Genomic DNA, 15,668 nt, shown 5'->3' on the forward strand with positions numbered 1-15,668 from the left:
ATAAGATATAGAGAAATAGAAAAGAGGAAGATGAGCGGTGATTCAAGAACACTTAATTGAAATTCGCAGGAAGCTGCACCAGATACCAGAAATTGGTTTGGAAGAAGAAAAAACACAAAACCTTTTATTAGAAATAATCCAATCAATTGATAAAGATTTTTTAGAGTATAAAACATGGCGGACTGGTATTTTAGTTTTTGTTCATGGGAAAAACCCTAAAAAAACGATTGGTTGGCGTGCTGATATTGATGGATTACCAATTACGGAAGAGGTTTCTTCTGGTTTTCAGTCCATACATAAAGGATATATGCATGCATGTGGTCATGATTTTCATATGACGATTGGTTTAGGATTATTAGAGCAAATGACTTTAAAACAACCTGAGAATAATTATTTATTCCTTTTTCAACCAGCAGAAGAAAATGAAGCTGGCGGTATGTTGATGTACGAAGATAATGCATTTGGATCTTGGTTACCAGAGGAATTTTATGGTCTTCATGTGAATCCTGAGTTATCAGTAGGTACGGTTACGACAAAAGTCGGTACCCTTTTTGCTGCGACCTGTGAAGTACAAATCACTTTAAAAGGAAAAGGTGGACATGCAGCATTTCCACATAATTCAAACGATATGATTATAGCAGGTATGAGTCTTGTTCAGCAGGCGCAAACAATCGTTAGTAGAAATGTGAATCCTATTGAGGGAGCAGTTGTAACATTTGGTACATTTAATGCTGGAAGCACAACAAATGTGATAGCAGGGGAAGCGACGATTTCTGGTACGATTCGTACATTAACAGATGAAATGAATCAATTAACACAAACCAGAATCAGAGAAATCGGTGAAGGGATTGCAAAATCCTTTAACTGTGAGGTGGATGTATTCTTAGATCAAAAGGGGTATCTTCCAGTTATCAATGATAAAAAAATTACTGAAAATTTCATATCGTTTATGGAATCAAATCCGGATGTCTTATTTGAAGAGGCAGATGTTGCGATGACAGGGGAAGATTTTGGTTACTTATTATCTAAAGTACCGGGAATGATGTTTTGGTTAGGTGTGGATAGTCCGTACGGTCTACATTCTGCTAAATTTAACCCTAAAGAAGAAGCGATTCCCTTTGCAGTAACCCAGATTGGCAAATTTTTACTGTATTTGGATAAATAAGGTGAACGTATGAAAGTATTGAGTTTATGAAAAAAGAAGTGAAGATTTTGAGCATTTTTCTGTATATAAACACCTAATTACTGAAAATGATAGGTGCGCCAAGCGATATTCGAGAAAAAGAAATTAAAAAAGAGGCTTAAGGGAGCTAACTACACTTTTCATCAAGCTGTGGATGGGATTAATTTCTTTAAGCATTGGTATTTTGGAGAGCAAAAAATACTTTGTTCAGAGTGCTTCTTTGACATTTATCAAGAAAGAATAACAAATACAAGGGAGGATCAGTTATAGAAGATCTTCCCTTGTATTCGTATTTTCTATTTTAGTGTAATTGGTGTATTTGGAATCGTGAAATTGGCTTCAGAGAGTTTTTTTACATATTGAGCTAAAAATTCTTCCCTAATAGGTGCTTGTTTGCCATTTAGTACATACATTGTCGTTCGAACAGCAAAGTTACCATTTCCAAGATCTACCATACCGAAAATCGTCGGTCCGGTTTGAATGCTTTCATTGTACTTTTCTTTTAACTCATGATTAACATGATCAATAATCGTTGTGATTTGGTCATATCCCTCATCAGGCACAATTCGAACATCAATTAGAACTTGCATATTTGATCTGGAGAGGTTGCTTATAGTTGTTATATTTCGGTTTGGGATAAAATGAACGGTACCATCTAAGGCCTTCATCTGTGTTGTTCTAAGCCCTACTGCTGTGACCGTTCCTTCAATTCCTAGTGCAGTCAAGCGGATATAATCTCCTACATCCATTTGTTGTTCCAAAATGATAAAAAAACCTGTAATAATATCATTCATAAACCCTTGAGCACCTAAACCAATCGCTACGCCAGCAATACCCGCTCCAGCAAGAAGGGAGCCGACAGGAACGCCAATAACCGTTAACAAGGAATAAATGAAAAAGAAAAAGAGGGTATATTGGAACGCATTATTGATCAAAGTGTGTAATGTTTTCAATCGACTCTCACTAAGAGATTGTTTTTTACTATAGTTACCGTAAGTTTTATCAATCAGTCCTTTTCCTATTCGGTTAAGAATCACAAAAAGAAGAATCAAAAATAAGAGGAAAATCGCTTTTTCAATCAAAGTAGCAATGATTTGATCCCAATTGATTCCATTCCAAAAACGCTGAAGAGCGTTTACTTTTTTTTCAGTGACAGCTTTTATGTCAAGTGTAGAATCCATTGTACTTTCAACTGTTGTACTAGATATTGATTGTCCAAGAATAAACAAGGATAGCCCAACTTTCTGTTTTAACGATGATTACTTTATCATTATACTTGAATTTGAAAAAAGATGTCATTATTTATGAAAAAGCTTAACAAATTCATGGGAAATGTGTTACAATATTCTGAAAATAAGGAGTGATCGTATGACAATAGATTGGGATAAATTAGGTTTTGATTATATAAAAACACCATTTCGTTATATTTCGTATTGGAAAGATGGTCAATGGGATGAAGGGAAATTAACGGAAGATAATATGTTGCATATCCATGAAGGTTCAGCGGCACTTCATTATGGACAGCAATGTTTCGAAGGTTTAAAAGCCTATCGATGTAAGGATGGTTCAATCAATCTATTTAGAGCGGATGAAAATTCTAAACGGATGAATCGAAGCGCTAAGCGTTTAATGATGGCAGAAGTTCCAGAAGAAAAATTTATTCGTGCAGTCGAAGAAGTCGTAAAAGTTAACGAGGCTTTTGTTCCACCTTATGGTAGTGGCGGAACGTTATATATTCGACCTCTTCTGATTGGCGTTGGTGAAGGGATCGGTGTACATCCTGCTCCAGAATATCTTTTCACTGTTTTTTGTATGCCTGTTGGTGCATATTTCAAAGGTGGCTTAACGCCTACAAACTTTATATTTTCCGATTATGATCGTGCTGCACCTCATGGAACTGGTGCAATCAAAGTCGGTGGAAACTATGCAGCTAGTTTGCTTCCAGGAAATGAAGCTCATGAGAAGAGTTTTTCAGATTGTATCTACCTTGATCCTGCAACCCATACCAAAATTGAAGAAGTTGGGTCAGCTAATTTCTTTGGAATCACTAAAGACGATCGTTTTGTTACCCCTTTATCACCATCGATTTTGCCTAGTATAACGAAATATTCATTACTTTATTTAGCTGAACATAATCTGGGAATGGAAGCTGTCGAAGAAGATGTTTATATTGATTCTTTGGACCAATTTAAAGAAGCCGGAGCTTGTGGAACTGCAGCTGTGATTTCACCAATTGGCGGTATTCAAACTTACGATGATTTCCATGTATTTTATAGTGAAACTCAGGTAGGACCAGTAACTCAAAAACTTTATGATGAGCTGACAGGGATTCAATTTGGAGATTTAACTGCACCAGACGGTTGGATCAGAAATATAAAGATATAAATAATGTTGTCAAAGGATGACTAACTTCATACGAGTAAAAAAAGAAAATAACGAAAAGTTCTCGTTGTTTTCTTTTTTTGTTTTTTAATTGATACGAAGTTGGGCAAACAAAAAATACGGAAAAAGAACTGAGTGATTTCTAAACTTGATAGCAATCCAGTTAGTTTCCATCTTGTGTTTTAAGGGGTATACTAAGTCTGTATTCATTTTTTTAAGAAAGGAATGAAAAAATATGTCTTTTGAAAAAACAAAACAGTTAATGAATGGCTCAATTATCCCACGTTTAGGGTTAGGGGTATGGCGTGTGGAAGATGGGAAAGAGGCCGTTGATTCTGTGAAGTGGGCGTTAGAAACGGGTTATCGTTTGATTGACACTGCAGCCGCCTATAAAAATGAAGCAAGTGTTGGCGAAGGAATTCGTCGTTCTGGCGTTCCTCGAGAAGAAATTTTTGTAACAACTAAATTATGGAATGCTGATCAAGGATACGATTCAACTTTAAAAGCTTTTGATGAGAGCTTGAAGAAGCTTGGGCTAGATTATATTGATTTATATTTGATCCATTGGCCAGTAGAAGGGAAATATAAGGATTCTTGGCGTGCTATGGAAGAAATTTATCAAAGTGGACGTGTGAAAGCGATCGGGGTTTCTAATTTTCATAAACATCATATTGAAGACTTGCTTAAAGATGCTAAAGTTGTGCCTATGGTTGATCAAATCGAGATTCATCCTACATTGACACAAGGGCCATTGCGTAAATTTTTATCTGATAATAAAATTGCAGTTGAAGCATGGTCTCCATTAGGACAGGGCAAAATTTTAGAAAACCCAACATTAGTTGCTATTGGTAAAAAATATAATAAAACGGCAGCACAAGTCATCATTCGTTGGCACTTACAAAACGATATTATTGTTATTCCGAAATCGGTTCACCAAGAGCGAATCAAACAGAACTTTGATGTATTTGATTTTGAATTAAGTGAAGAAGATATCAAGCAAATCAATGAGCTAAATACAAATGAACGTTTAGGTCCTGATCCAGATAATTTTGATTTTTAATGTGATGAAAGTAAAAAAAGCTAGGAAATTGTTGTAAAACAATTTCCTAGCTTTTTTATAACTGATTTACAAAATAATCGAATAACTTAAATTCTTTTGCTTCCACATCAAAACGAAGTTCAGGATGCCATTGAACACCTAATATTCTTTGAGTTGGATCATTTGACTCAATTGCTTCTGCAAGACCATCAGATGATCTTGCGGTAATTTTTAATGGAGATGCTAATGTTTTAAGCGCTTGATGATGATAAGAGTTCACTCGATACTTTGCTCCAAGCAACGTATACAAAGTAGTGTCTTTTTCTATTTGGATATCATGTGTTGCAAATTGTGGTTGCGTAGGCTGTTGACCATGTTTAACTTGCCACTTAGAATATAGTGAAAGATCTTGATATAAAGTTCCTCCTAAAGCAACATTTAATAACTGCATCCCTCGACAAACTGCAAAAATAGGTTTCCCTTGTTTGATAGCTTCTTTGATCAGAGCTAGTTCAAAAATATCACGACTGCGATTGGTTTCTTCTAGTTTCGGGTGAGGTTGTTCGCCAAATAGATCTGGAGAAATGTCTTGTCCTCCAGCTAGGAGTAATTTATCTATTTTAGATATATAAGCTGTAGCGGTCTGTTCATTTCCAATAGGTAGTATAATCGGTAATCCGCCCGTCTTTTGAATAGCTGTCACAAATCCTTGTGGTGTGTAACTTACATGGTTGCCGTTGAAAACATCAACGGATTGAATAATTTGATTTCCAGCTATGCCGATAATCGTTGTCATTAGATCACGTCCTCAATTAATATGTAGAATAACAGTGTATCACTTTTTTTATAAAATAGGGATATAAAAGGCTTTAATGCCTAACTGAAATCAAACACAAATAAAGAAACAGTTAATCTCAAAGTAGGAATGACCTAAAAAAGATTAACTGTTTATTTGGAGTTAACGAGTACGAATGACTTCGATTTTGTAGCCGTCAGGGTCAGTAATAAAGTAATATGATGGAGGAGTTCCAGGTAAACCTTTCATATCTGTAACCGAGAAGCCAGCATTTTTTTGTTCTTCATGTAATTTTTCGATCTCATCTGTACTAATAGCTATATGACCATAACCATCGCCTAGATCGTAAGCTTCATGATCATAATTATACGTTAACTCTAGTTCATAAGCATCACCTGGCAATGTCAGATAAACTAAAGTAAATTTATGTTCAGGAAAATCACGACGGCGGCTTTCTTCAAAATTGAATGCCTTTTGATAAAATTCTAACGACGCTTCTAAATCTTTAACACGAACACAAGTGTGAGCCATTTTCATATGGGTCATCTTCCTTTCAAGAGTAGATATTATCGTAGATCATGGATATAATCTATTGATATTTTTATAGTAGCATAGACTATAATAAAATTGTGAATGAAATGATAAGATATTACTTGTTCATGAGAAAATTCTCATGTAAAATTAGATTAAAAGAAAAGGGAGTTGTATTTATGAAAATACCGTCATTCGGTAAGAAAATGGAAACATTAGTCTATAAAAAAAGGCTTGGTGCTTATATTATTGTATCAAGGAAAAATGGTACCGAAATAGTGTTGGTTCAAGCACCAAATGGAGCATACTTTTTACCGGGTGGAGAAATTGAACAAGGCGAGACTAAAGAAGTTGCGATTCATCGAGAAATGATTGAGGAGCTTGGGTTCGAAGTGATTATTGGTGAGTATCTAGGACAAGCAGACGAATACTTTCATTCAAGACATCGCAGTACTGACTACTATAATCCAGGCTATTTCTTTGTTGCAGACAGCTGGACAAAAGTGTGCGAACCTTTAGAAAAGACTAATACAATCAGTTGGGTTCCTGTTGAGGAAGGAATTAATTTACTAAAGCGCGGTAGTCACAAGTGGGCAGTACATAAATGGAGAAACAATCAATAAAATAATAAAACAACTAAAAACAGACTGGGATAACCATCCATGAGAGCTATTGCTTTATGGGGGGATTCCAGTTTTTTCTTTATTCAGAAAACGGAAAATACCATTGAAAAAAACATGAGAAATTACATTTTTGTTTCTAAAATAAGAGTGTTGGGTACAGTGTTTGGTTTCAAGTCATACAATTATTGCAATGGAAAGAATGTATAAATGAGTGGATGAGAAATATACATGACATTTTATAAACACCTTAATTCGAAGAGCATATTTGGCTAAACGTATAGGATTTCATGAGACCACTTTTTGTTTTAACTTAGTACAAAATAAGTATCCAAAAGAGATTGAAACCCTTTCATAAACAGATTATATTGAAATAGAACCAATAAGTCGTACGCTTGGTGAAATTCAAAAGGGGTGTTGCATATTGTTAAGTGAGATGATAAAAAAAGAATATATTCAATTAGGTGTTAAAGCAGTGGATTGGGAAGATGCAATTCGACAATCAGCACAGCCTCTGCTCAATGAAGGGAAAATTACAGAGGAATATATCGAAAAAATTATTGAAACAACGCAAACATCAGGCCCCTACATTGTGGTCACAAAACATGTGGCATTACCTCATGCACCAACACAATTTGGTGCACTAGATTTAGCAATGGGTATCACAACATTAAAAACACCGATCAGATCAGGAAATATAGCAAATGATCCAGTTAAATATCTATTTTGTATGAGTGCAAAAGATAGTGAAACTCATTTGGAGTCTATGGCTGAGCTCGTTAACTTATTAAGTGATCAGAAGTTTTATCAGGTTTTAGATACAGCTGAAACACCAATGGATGTTTTAAACTATATTATTGAAACGGAATAGGAGATGAATCATATGTATAAAGCACTTGTTGCTTGTAGAGCTGGAGTAGGATCAAGTTTAATGCTAAAAATAAAAACGGAGCAAGTAATTACAGAAAATGGTTTTCCAATTCAAGTTGAACATTCTTCTTTGGATGCGGTTCCAGGCTTTGATGGTGACTTATTGATAACCTTAGCAGATGTTGCGAAAGAATTAGAAACGCAAGGATTAAAGCAAACAGTTATTGGTATCAATAATATCGTAGATAAAATTGAAATTGAAAGTAAACTAAGTCAGTTTTTGAGCCGCTGATGCAGTTGTAAACACAAGGAGATGAAAAAAAGTGGATTTTATTATTAGTTTCTTAAGTACACCAGCCGTTTTGTTAGGTATTGTAGCGTTTGTTGGACTCGTTGCTCAAAAGAAGACAGGTACTGAAATTTTAACTGGGACCTTTAAAACGATTATTGGGTTCATGGTTTTTAGCGCTGGAGGAGCATTGATGACTGGTGCTTTACAGAATTTCAATAAACTATTTCAAACAGGTTTTAATATTGTCGGGGTTGTTGCTTCACCTGAAGCAGCGACTGCTATGGCTCAGGAGCAGTATGCATTAGTGACGTCTTGTACATTGATCTTAGGATTTTTAATGAACTTAGTTTTTGCTCGTATCACGCCAATGAAGAATATCTTCTTCACAACGGGTCATAGTTTATTCTTTGCCTGTGTTCTTTCATTGATTATAAAGTCACATGGTATTTCAGATATTGCAGCAATTATTTTGGGAGGAACAATTTTAGGATTTTGTTCAGCCGCTCTTCCTCAACTATGTCAACCCTTTATGCGGAAAATCACTGGTAGTGATGATGTTGCAATCGGACACTTTAATATGATTGGCTACTCGCTATCAGGTTATATCGGGAAACTTTTTAGTAAACATGAAGATAAAAGCACCGAGCACATCAACTTCCCTAAATGGCTCTCATTTTTTAGAGATTTTTTGATGGGCGTTGCGGTCATCATGCTTATCCTTTTTTATGTATCCGCTTTAAAAGCTGGGCGATCAGTCACACAAGAATTGGCAGGAACTACACATTGGTTAGTTTTCCCAATGATTCAAGCTTTTACTTTTACTGCTGGAATGTCTATTTTAATGACAGGCGTGCGCATGTTTTTAGCAGAAATCACTGCCGCTTTTGTGTCCATTTCAGAAAAATTTATTCCCAATTCCCGTCCTGCTTTGGACGTGCCAACTGTTTTCCCATATGCTCCAACTGCAGTCATTGTTGGTTTTTTATCCGCCTATGCAGCAGGGTTAGTTGGTGTTGCAGTTATGGTAATCTTTAAATTCCCAATCGTTATTATTCCAGCCGCTCATATTTGTTTTTTCTCGGGTGGAACAGCAGGGGTATTTGGCAATTCAACTGGGGGATGGCGTGGAGCGGTTGCTGGATCGTTTATAGTTGGGTTGTTGTTAGCCTTTTTACCAACGATACTCTATCCAGTGTATGGAAGTATGGGGTTGGAAGGATCAACGTTTCCGAACATAGATTATAATGTAATCGGAATTTTTATTGAGAAGTTATTGAATCTGTTTACTTAATATTCATGCCTAATTCAGTAGACTGGAGGTAAAGAAAGTAATGAAACCAAAAACAGACCAACTATTATTCGATTTTTTTGAAAATACATCTGAAGAATTAAATAAGCTCATTCAAGAAATATCAGTAGAACGATTAGCTGAAGCAAAAGAATTGATTATCGCTTCAGAAAAGCAAGGTGGGCGAGTTCATGTGACTGGAATTGGAAAACCTGGGCATGTTGCAGAGTACGTTGCTTCATTATTGTCTTCAACAGGAACGCCGGCTTATTTTTTAGATGGTACTGAGGCAATTCATGGTTCAGCAGGTCAAGTGAGGGCAGGGGATATTGTGCTGTCAATTTCAAATAGTGGTGAAACAGAAGAACTAAAAAAAACTGTTCAAACACTAAAGAAAAATGGCGCTAAAATTATTTCTGTTACGGGCAAAAAAAAATCATGGTTGGCAAAAAACAGTAATTGTTTCCTTTTTGCTGGGGTAGAAAAAGAGGGGGATTCCTTGAATAAACCTCCACGTGCTTCTATTTTAGCAGAGGTCTTGATTCTTCAATCTTTGAGCGTTTTGTTACAAGAGGAAAAAGGAATAACAAGCAAGGAATATATAAAGTGGCATCCTGGAGGAACTTTAGGGCAAAGTATTTCACATCAAAAGCAATGAAAGGAAGAGCCAAACATGAAGCCATCAGGTATTATTACAGCCATGGTCACACCACTAGATAAAACAAATAAAATTAACGTGAAATCTACAAAGAAACTAGTGAATCATTTGATTGACAAAAAAGTCAGTGGCCTGTTTATTCTTGGAACAAATGGAGAATTTCATGTTCTAAATGAGTGTGAGAAATTGACATTCGCTGAAATTGTTATCACAGAAACCAACGGGCGTGTACCTGTTTATGTGGGTACAGGTGGAAATAGCACAGATCAAGTCATCAACTTATCAAAAGAAATGACGTCGTTGGGTGCAGATGCATTATCTGTTATTACGCCGTTCTTCGTTTCTCCTACTGAAAGTGAGTTACTCACTCATTATTTAACAATTGCTGATGCAAAGGTTGCGCCGATTTTATTATATAACATTCCTAAAAATACAGGTATAGATCTAAAATATAGTACAGTTTCTAGTCTAGCTGAACATCAGAATATTATTGGAATCAAGGATAGTAGCGGCAAAATTGAAAATATAAAAAAATATCTTGATGCGTCCAAAAATGAACAGTTCTCTATTTTGGCTGGATCAGATTCTTTGATACTCGATGCATTAGAATTAGGAGCTACAGGGGCAATTGCTGCTACATCAAATGTATTGACCGAAATTGACGTAGCAATTTATCGATACTGGTTAGAAGGGAAATTAGAAGAAGCTCGTACAATGCAAGATAGTATTGAAGAATTTCGTCGTATTTTAAAACTTGGAACCATTCCATCTGTATTAAAAGCAGCTATCACTTATCAAGGGATTGATGTTGGACAACCTAGATTACCTGTTCAACCGTTAGATAATAAATTATTATTGGAAGTTGCACAAACAATGGAAGATTACAAAAAAATCGATTCTTTTAGAGGAGGGCAATGATGTTTAGGACAAATATACTAAAACGCATTGAAGAAACTGCTATCATGGCAATTGTTAGAGTAGAAACAATCGAGCGAGCAATTGAAATTGCTGATGGTTGTTTAAAAGGTGGTGTGGACTGCCTAGAAATCAGTTATACTCTGCCTAATGCAGGTATGATCATTGAGCAGTTAAACGCGCATTATCAAGGAGAATTATTGATTGGAGCTGGAACAGTTCTGGACAGTGAAACAGCTAGATTAGCAATTCTGTCTGGTGCGAAATTTATTATCGCTCCAAATTATGATGACTCTGTGTGTAAATTATGTAATCGGTATCAAATTCCTTATATGCCAGGTTGTAGCAGTGTAACGGAAATGATAACAGCAATTGAAGCAGGAGCAGCTATGGTCAAAGCATTTCCAATTTCTACGTACTATGGACCAACACTGGTTACAACACTAAAAACACCAACGCCATATCTTCCAATTATGTCATCTGGAGGAGTTAATTTAGAAAATATAGATGAGTGGTTAGAAAGTGGTGTAGATTGTATAGGGATAGGTAGTCTTTTAACAAAAGGAACAAAAGATGAAATCTCAGTAAATGCTAAACAATTGAAGCAGGCAGTTGTTAAACATAAGATGGGAAAAAGTTAAGGAAGCGTTCTGCGTTTTCGCAACTAAAAAAAGATTGTTTTTGGAGGAGGGGACTTAGTGACGGATGAGCGTTCTAGAAAATTGATGAAACGGCTGATTGAGCGTTCGATACATGATATAAATGAATTAGCTGCTCAAACTGATTTAACAAAAAGACAATTGGAGTACGCAATAGAGAAAATTAATGGGTATGTTGAGATGGACAATGAACCCAAGTTAATGATTGAAAACAATCATATCATTTTAACGAACCAACTCCGAGAACAATTTATTACACTACTTTCAGATAAAACTTATACTACAGATTATTTAATGAATGCTTTCGAACGGTCAAAATATTTATACTTACTATTATTTTATTATGCAGATGAATACCTTTCAATCAATCATTTCGTCGAAGAGCTGGGTGTGGGGAAAACAACCATTATCAATGATCTGAAAAATTTGACGATCGAGCTGGATTTAGAAAACATTCAACTTGTTTATACTAGAAAAAATGGTTATCAATTATTAGGCAGTGAAGAGCATATTCGTTATCATTTAATAAAAATGATCATTTGGGATTCAACTGAGAATAATACTGCATTTATTTATGATCGATTTTTAGAAAAGCACCAAATTGAACCCATTGATTTAACAAAGCAATTAATTGAAAACTATACAATTCAGTATGGCATTACATTCGTTGAAAATCGTTTAACAGAGTTTCTTTATACGTTTATCTTCTTAAAAAAACGATTGCTCAGCTCACCAGTAACTTCGAACGACATCTACCAGTTGCCAGCTTTGATCGCAATGAAAGAATACCAATTTTCCAAAAGTATCTTAACTCATTTTGGCATTGAAGATAAGTCTGCTTATCTGTATCTTTGTGCTTGGATACTAGGGTTATCCGTTGGCCGTCCCGATGATTCTACAAAAGATTATGAAACGATTATGGAACTAGTTAAACGAATCATTATGCGTTTTGAAGCACTATCCGGTATTCGCTTTAATAATCAAGAATCAGTCAGCCGACAATTATATACGCATATTAGACCTGCATATTATCGTTTGTATTTCAAACTACCGATTGTAAATCCGTTTCATAGTAAAATAAAAGGCGAATACAATGAATTATTCAATATTGTTGAAGAAACATTGAAGCCAATCTCATCATTATTTGAACATCAGATTCCGGAAGATGAAATCGCATTTTTAACGATGCACTTTGCGTCATTGTGCTCCCATTTTGATGAGTATAAAACATCTCAAAAGGTTGCGTTGATTGTTTGCCCGAACGGAATTGGTAGTTCATCCATTGTTTATACAGAGTTAAAAGGACTTTTCCCCGAGCTATCTTTTATAGGACCTGTTGAAACCAATGGAATTGAGCGCTTATCAGATTCATATGATTTGATTTTTTCCACAGTGCCAAACATTCGGTTATTTTACACAAAAAAACCGGTATATATCGTAAGTCCGATCATGAACACACGAGAAAAGTATCGTTTGATCAGTGATGTATACACTCAGATAGGCAACTTCAATTTTAAATTACCAAGTGTTGGGAAAATCATGGAAATTGTTCAACGACATACTACAGTTGGTGAAGCAACGTCTTTGGAAAAAGAACTGTATGAATACTTGATTAATCAAGAAGAACCTACTGAAAATGAGATAGATGGCCCTCGTTTAATGGAAATTACAATTCCTGAGTTAATACAGCTGAATTTGCAGGCTAAGAATTGGGAAGAGGCAATCCGACTTTCAGCTGCACCATTGCTAAATGATGGTAGAATCACAAGAAATTACGTTGACATAATTATTGAAACTGCTAAAAAACAAGGTCCATACATGGTCATTTCTAAATATGTTGCGTTACCACATGCTAGACCGACCGATGGCGTAGAAAAATTAGGAATGAGTATTAGTGTTTTAAAAGAGCCGATTACATTCGGAAGCAAAGAAAACGATCCAGTGAAGTATATATTTTGTCTTGCTGCTACTGCGAATAATCGTCACTTGAATGCGATGGCGGAATTAGTAAAATTATTGGACGATTCTGAATTCTATCATTTGCTAAATTCTAGTAACGACCCAAATGAAATCTATCGGTATTTATCAAGAAAAGAAATATAAATTAGTACGATTTGATGACTGAGGTAGAAAAAAACATACTAAGATTAGAGGGTAATCTTAGTATGTTTATATTAAAATTAGTGCATATATTTCAATAAAACTTCAGCAACACCGTCTTCATCATTACTTGTTGTTTGAATATCTGCAGCGAGTTTAACACTTTCAGTTGCATTTCCCATTGCGACACCAATACCGGCATACTCGATCATGGAGAGGTCATTCTCATTATCACCAATTGCCATTGTTTCGGACTGAGAAATCCCTAGATGTTCTGCAAGTTTCGCAAGCGCATTTCCTTTACTTGCTTCTTTGTTCAAAATCTCATAGTAAAAATCAGTACTTTTAACAGTAGTATATTTATTAACGAATTCTTCGGGAAGTTGACTAATCGCTCTATCCAAAATGTCTGGCTCATCGATCATCATCATTTTGATAATTGACATATCTGGAGTCATCTCGTCAACTGTCCGATATTTTAAAGGCATATCCACAAGAGATGCTTCATGAACAGTGTATTTACCGATATCACGGTTCGCTGTATAGATTGTTTTATCATCAATCGTATGCAAATGCGTACCAACTTTTCGAGACATAAATTCTATTTCTAAAAAGTCATTATAACTTAAAGTATACTGTGAGATGATTTCATTAGATTTTGTTGCTTGTACCAATGAACCGTTATAAGTGATTACATAATCATTGTCACCATATAAATCTAATTCAGTCAACTGTTCTTTTACACCAGGTAAAGGGCGCCCTGTACATAAAACGATATACATGCCACTTTGATTGGCTTTTTGAAGTGTTTCTTTCACTTTGGGCGTGATGTTTCTGTTTGAATCAAGTAATGTTCCATCGATGTCTATTGCTACTAATTTGACTGACATAAGTTCCTCCTAAGTATACTGTTTAATTTTTTCCTTCAACTAATGCACCATTGTGAATATAGGCAGCAAATTCACGATAGGTGTCATCAAATAAATCATAATGTTGTTGTCTTCTTGGGTCGACCATTTCTTTAGGGAAATAAAAACGTTCATCGATTTGTGTTTGCCCAGCAAGTGCAGCCACTAAGTGACTAATTTTAGATAATTCGATTAACGTTCCATCTTTTTGCATGATTTCAATTTGAGTTCGATGGCTATTTTTTTCTGGACGATAAAAATCATATGGCAGATCATAACTTGAATTGATTGCAGTGTAGTATTTTGGATTATAGCCAACTTTTTCAATCAAAGCTTTTAAATGACGGATAGTAACGGAATCCTTATTGCCAGAAAACGTTGCTGATTTTAGCGGTTTACGTATTAAAAAACGGTTCGCTAAATCGTTTAGAATGGGATCAGGTAATGAAGTCCATTGGATGAAATATGTGTTTAACACGCCATCATCTAATTTTAAGTATTCTTGCAATGAAAAATTACCTTTAAAAAAAGGCACCAGAAGCTGAGAATGTAATTGATAGTCTTCAGGCTGTTGTTCATATAATTCTTTTGCGCGATGTAACAGGTGATCCAAAATGACTTCCATGCCACGAGAAACTGGGTGGAAATAGACTTGGACATACATTTGGTACCGACTAACAATGTAATCTTCAACTGCATGCATTCCGTTCATAGCAAATGCTAAACCATCTTTGTAAGGGCGAATAACACGTAATATCCTAGTCAAATCAAACGTACCATATTCCGTTCCTGTAAAATAGGCATCTCTCAATAAATAGTCCATACGATCAGCATCAATCTGACTTGAAATCATTTGAACAACTTGCGGATTAGGATACTGTTTAGTGATGACACTCGCTACCTTATTAGGAAAATCTGCTGAAACTCGGTTCAGTATTTGAAAGACTTCAGTTTCTGGAGAAGTGATTATTTCAACTGTTATTGCTTCGTGATTTGTATTGAAGATGTGTTCAAACGTATGAGAATACGGACCATGACCAACGTCATGAAGTAAAGCCGCACAAAGTGCAACTAAACGTTCACTATCATCCCAGCCATCTTCACCAAGCCGCTCAGCCGAATAATTACGTTGAAAAATATCACAAATGCGTCGAGTGATTTCATAGACGCCTAAAGAATGTGCAAAACGACTATGCTCTGCACCATGAAAAGTGAAAGAAGAAGTTCCTAATTGTTTGATTCGTCGTAGGCGCTGTACTTCCGCTGAATTGATTAAATCCAAAATAACTTGATGTTGCACATGAATATAGTTGTGTACGGGGTCTCTAAAAACTTTCTCAATAGGTAAAATTTGATGCTTATAAGGGGTTGGCATTGTTTCACTCCTTTTACTGTGTTTCACAAGAAATAGTTGATGAGTATAAAGA

At 35.5% G+C, this 15,668-nt stretch carries 16 protein-coding genes; 11 read left to right on the forward strand and 5 right to left on the reverse strand.

Annotated features, from left to right (window positions below):
• Nucleotides 1-37: 37 nt before the first annotated feature.
• Nucleotides 38-1,165, forward strand: a complete 1,128-nt coding sequence (locus AC4BB5_RS08945; protein WP_490458989.1) for an N-acetyldiaminopimelate deacetylase — start codon at nucleotides 38-40, stop codon at nucleotides 1,163-1,165.
• 314 nt (nucleotides 1,166-1,479) lie between these two features.
• Here AC4BB5_RS08945 and AC4BB5_RS08950 read toward each other — a convergent pair whose 3' ends face one another.
• Nucleotides 1,480-2,412 carry a mechanosensitive ion channel family protein gene (locus AC4BB5_RS08950; protein ID WP_490458990.1) on the reverse strand — a complete coding sequence of 311 codons (933 nt, stop codon included), beginning with the start codon at nucleotides 2,410-2,412 and terminating at the stop codon, nucleotides 1,480-1,482.
• Between the two features lie 139 nt (nucleotides 2,413-2,551).
• Between AC4BB5_RS08950 and AC4BB5_RS08955 the strand changes: the two genes are divergently transcribed.
• Entirely contained in the window at nucleotides 2,552-3,568 is a 1,017-nt protein-coding gene (locus tag AC4BB5_RS08955; protein WP_490458991.1) for a branched-chain amino acid aminotransferase, read from the forward strand.
• Between the two features lie 232 nt (nucleotides 3,569-3,800).
• On the forward strand, nucleotides 3,801-4,625 hold the full coding sequence (locus tag AC4BB5_RS08960; RefSeq protein ID WP_490458992.1) for an aldo/keto reductase: 825 nt from the start codon (nucleotides 3,801-3,803) through the stop codon (nucleotides 4,623-4,625).
• A gap of 55 nt (nucleotides 4,626-4,680) precedes the next feature.
• On the opposite strand, the gene AC4BB5_RS08965 is transcribed toward AC4BB5_RS08960, so the two are convergent.
• Together AC4BB5_RS08965 and gloA are read right to left on the reverse strand one after the other, a co-directional pair.
• Complete coding sequence (locus AC4BB5_RS08965) at nucleotides 4,681-5,400, reverse strand: gamma-glutamyl-gamma-aminobutyrate hydrolase family protein (RefSeq protein ID WP_490458993.1); 720 nt, start codon at nucleotides 5,398-5,400, stop codon at nucleotides 4,681-4,683.
• Between the two features lie 162 nt (nucleotides 5,401-5,562).
• Nucleotides 5,563-5,937 carry a lactoylglutathione lyase gene (gloA, locus tag AC4BB5_RS08970; protein WP_490458994.1) on the reverse strand — a complete coding sequence of 125 codons (375 nt, stop codon included), beginning with the start codon at nucleotides 5,935-5,937 and terminating at the stop codon, nucleotides 5,563-5,565.
• Nucleotides 5,938-6,110: 173 nt separating this feature from the next.
• Here gloA and AC4BB5_RS08975 point away from each other — a divergent pair, with 173 nt between their 5' ends.
• The 8 genes from AC4BB5_RS08975 (at nucleotide 6,111) to AC4BB5_RS09010 (ending at nucleotide 13,336) form a co-directional block, all read left to right on the forward strand.
• Nucleotides 6,111-6,554: an NUDIX hydrolase gene (locus tag AC4BB5_RS08975; protein WP_490458995.1), complete on the forward strand. Its 444-nt coding sequence runs from the start codon at nucleotides 6,111-6,113 to the stop codon at nucleotides 6,552-6,554.
• 421 nt (nucleotides 6,555-6,975) lie between these two features.
• Nucleotides 6,976-7,422 (forward strand): PTS sugar transporter subunit IIA, encoded by a 447-nt coding sequence (locus tag AC4BB5_RS08980; RefSeq protein ID WP_490458996.1) that lies wholly within the window; start codon nucleotides 6,976-6,978, stop codon nucleotides 7,420-7,422.
• Nucleotides 7,423-7,434: 12 nt separating this feature from the next.
• Entirely contained in the window at nucleotides 7,435-7,713 is a 279-nt protein-coding gene (locus AC4BB5_RS08985; RefSeq protein WP_490458997.1) for a PTS sugar transporter subunit IIB, read from the forward strand.
• A gap of 31 nt (nucleotides 7,714-7,744) precedes the next feature.
• Nucleotides 7,745-9,004 carry a PTS ascorbate transporter subunit IIC gene (ulaA, locus tag AC4BB5_RS08990; protein ID WP_490458998.1) on the forward strand — a complete coding sequence of 420 codons (1,260 nt, stop codon included), beginning with the start codon at nucleotides 7,745-7,747 and terminating at the stop codon, nucleotides 9,002-9,004.
• Nucleotides 9,005-9,044: 40 nt separating this feature from the next.
• Nucleotides 9,045-9,659, forward strand: a complete 615-nt coding sequence (locus AC4BB5_RS08995; protein WP_490458999.1) for a KpsF/GutQ family sugar-phosphate isomerase — start codon at nucleotides 9,045-9,047, stop codon at nucleotides 9,657-9,659.
• A 15-nt stretch (nucleotides 9,660-9,674) separates the two neighbouring features.
• Nucleotides 9,675-10,577 (forward strand): 4-hydroxy-tetrahydrodipicolinate synthase, encoded by a 903-nt coding sequence (gene dapA / locus AC4BB5_RS09000; RefSeq protein ID WP_490459000.1) that lies wholly within the window; start codon nucleotides 9,675-9,677, stop codon nucleotides 10,575-10,577.
• Nucleotides 10,577-11,215, forward strand: coding sequence for a beta/alpha barrel domain-containing protein (locus tag AC4BB5_RS09005; protein ID WP_490459001.1), 639 nt, complete (start codon nucleotides 10,577-10,579; stop codon nucleotides 11,213-11,215). Before dapA ends, AC4BB5_RS09005 begins: the two co-directional genes overlap by 1 nt.
• A 57-nt stretch (nucleotides 11,216-11,272) precedes the next feature.
• A complete protein-coding gene (locus tag AC4BB5_RS09010; protein ID WP_490459002.1) occupies nucleotides 11,273-13,336 on the forward strand; it encodes a BglG family transcription antiterminator in 2,064 nt (687 codons plus the stop codon).
• A 77-nt stretch (nucleotides 13,337-13,413) separates the two neighbouring features.
• On the opposite strand, the gene yidA is transcribed toward AC4BB5_RS09010, so the two are convergent.
• Both yidA and AC4BB5_RS09020 read right to left on the reverse strand, forming a co-directional pair.
• Nucleotides 13,414-14,223: a sugar-phosphatase gene (yidA, locus tag AC4BB5_RS09015; protein ID WP_490459003.1), complete on the reverse strand. Its 810-nt coding sequence runs from the start codon at nucleotides 14,221-14,223 to the stop codon at nucleotides 13,414-13,416.
• 22 nt (nucleotides 14,224-14,245) lie between these two features.
• Nucleotides 14,246-15,616, reverse strand: coding sequence for an HD domain-containing protein (locus AC4BB5_RS09020; RefSeq protein WP_490459004.1), 1,371 nt, complete (start codon nucleotides 15,614-15,616; stop codon nucleotides 14,246-14,248).
• Nucleotides 15,617-15,668 lie beyond the last annotated feature (52 nt).

The sequence above is a fragment of the Enterococcus sp. AMC1252 genome, from assembly GCF_058216515.1.

Excerpts from the sequence above, each read along its gene's own strand:
- AC4BB5_RS08955 (WP_490458991.1), top strand. The coding sequence starts at position 2,552 with ATGACAATAGATTGGGATAAATTAGGTTTTGATTATATAAAAACACCA.
- AC4BB5_RS08960 (WP_490458992.1), top strand. The coding sequence starts at position 3,801 with ATGTCTTTTGAAAAAACAAAACAGTTAATGAATGGCTCAATTATCCCA.
- AC4BB5_RS08965 (WP_490458993.1), bottom strand. The coding sequence starts at position 5,400 with ATGACAACGATTATCGGCATAGCTGGAAATCAAATTATTCAATCCGTT.
- gloA (WP_490458994.1), bottom strand. The coding sequence starts at position 5,937 with ATGAAAATGGCTCACACTTGTGTTCGTGTTAAAGATTTAGAAGCGTCG.
- AC4BB5_RS08975 (WP_490458995.1), top strand. The coding sequence starts at position 6,111 with ATGAAAATACCGTCATTCGGTAAGAAAATGGAAACATTAGTCTATAAA.
- AC4BB5_RS08985 (WP_490458997.1), top strand. The coding sequence starts at position 7,435 with ATGTATAAAGCACTTGTTGCTTGTAGAGCTGGAGTAGGATCAAGTTTA.
- AC4BB5_RS08995 (WP_490458999.1), top strand. The coding sequence starts at position 9,045 with ATGAAACCAAAAACAGACCAACTATTATTCGATTTTTTTGAAAATACA.
- dapA (WP_490459000.1), top strand. The coding sequence starts at position 9,675 with ATGAAGCCATCAGGTATTATTACAGCCATGGTCACACCACTAGATAAA.
- AC4BB5_RS09005 (WP_490459001.1), top strand. The coding sequence starts at position 10,577 with ATGTTTAGGACAAATATACTAAAACGCATTGAAGAAACTGCTATCATG.
- yidA (WP_490459003.1), bottom strand. The coding sequence starts at position 14,223 with ATGTCAGTCAAATTAGTAGCAATAGACATCGATGGAACATTACTTGAT.
- AC4BB5_RS09020 (WP_490459004.1), bottom strand. The coding sequence starts at position 15,616 with ATGCCAACCCCTTATAAGCATCAAATTTTACCTATTGAGAAAGTTTTT.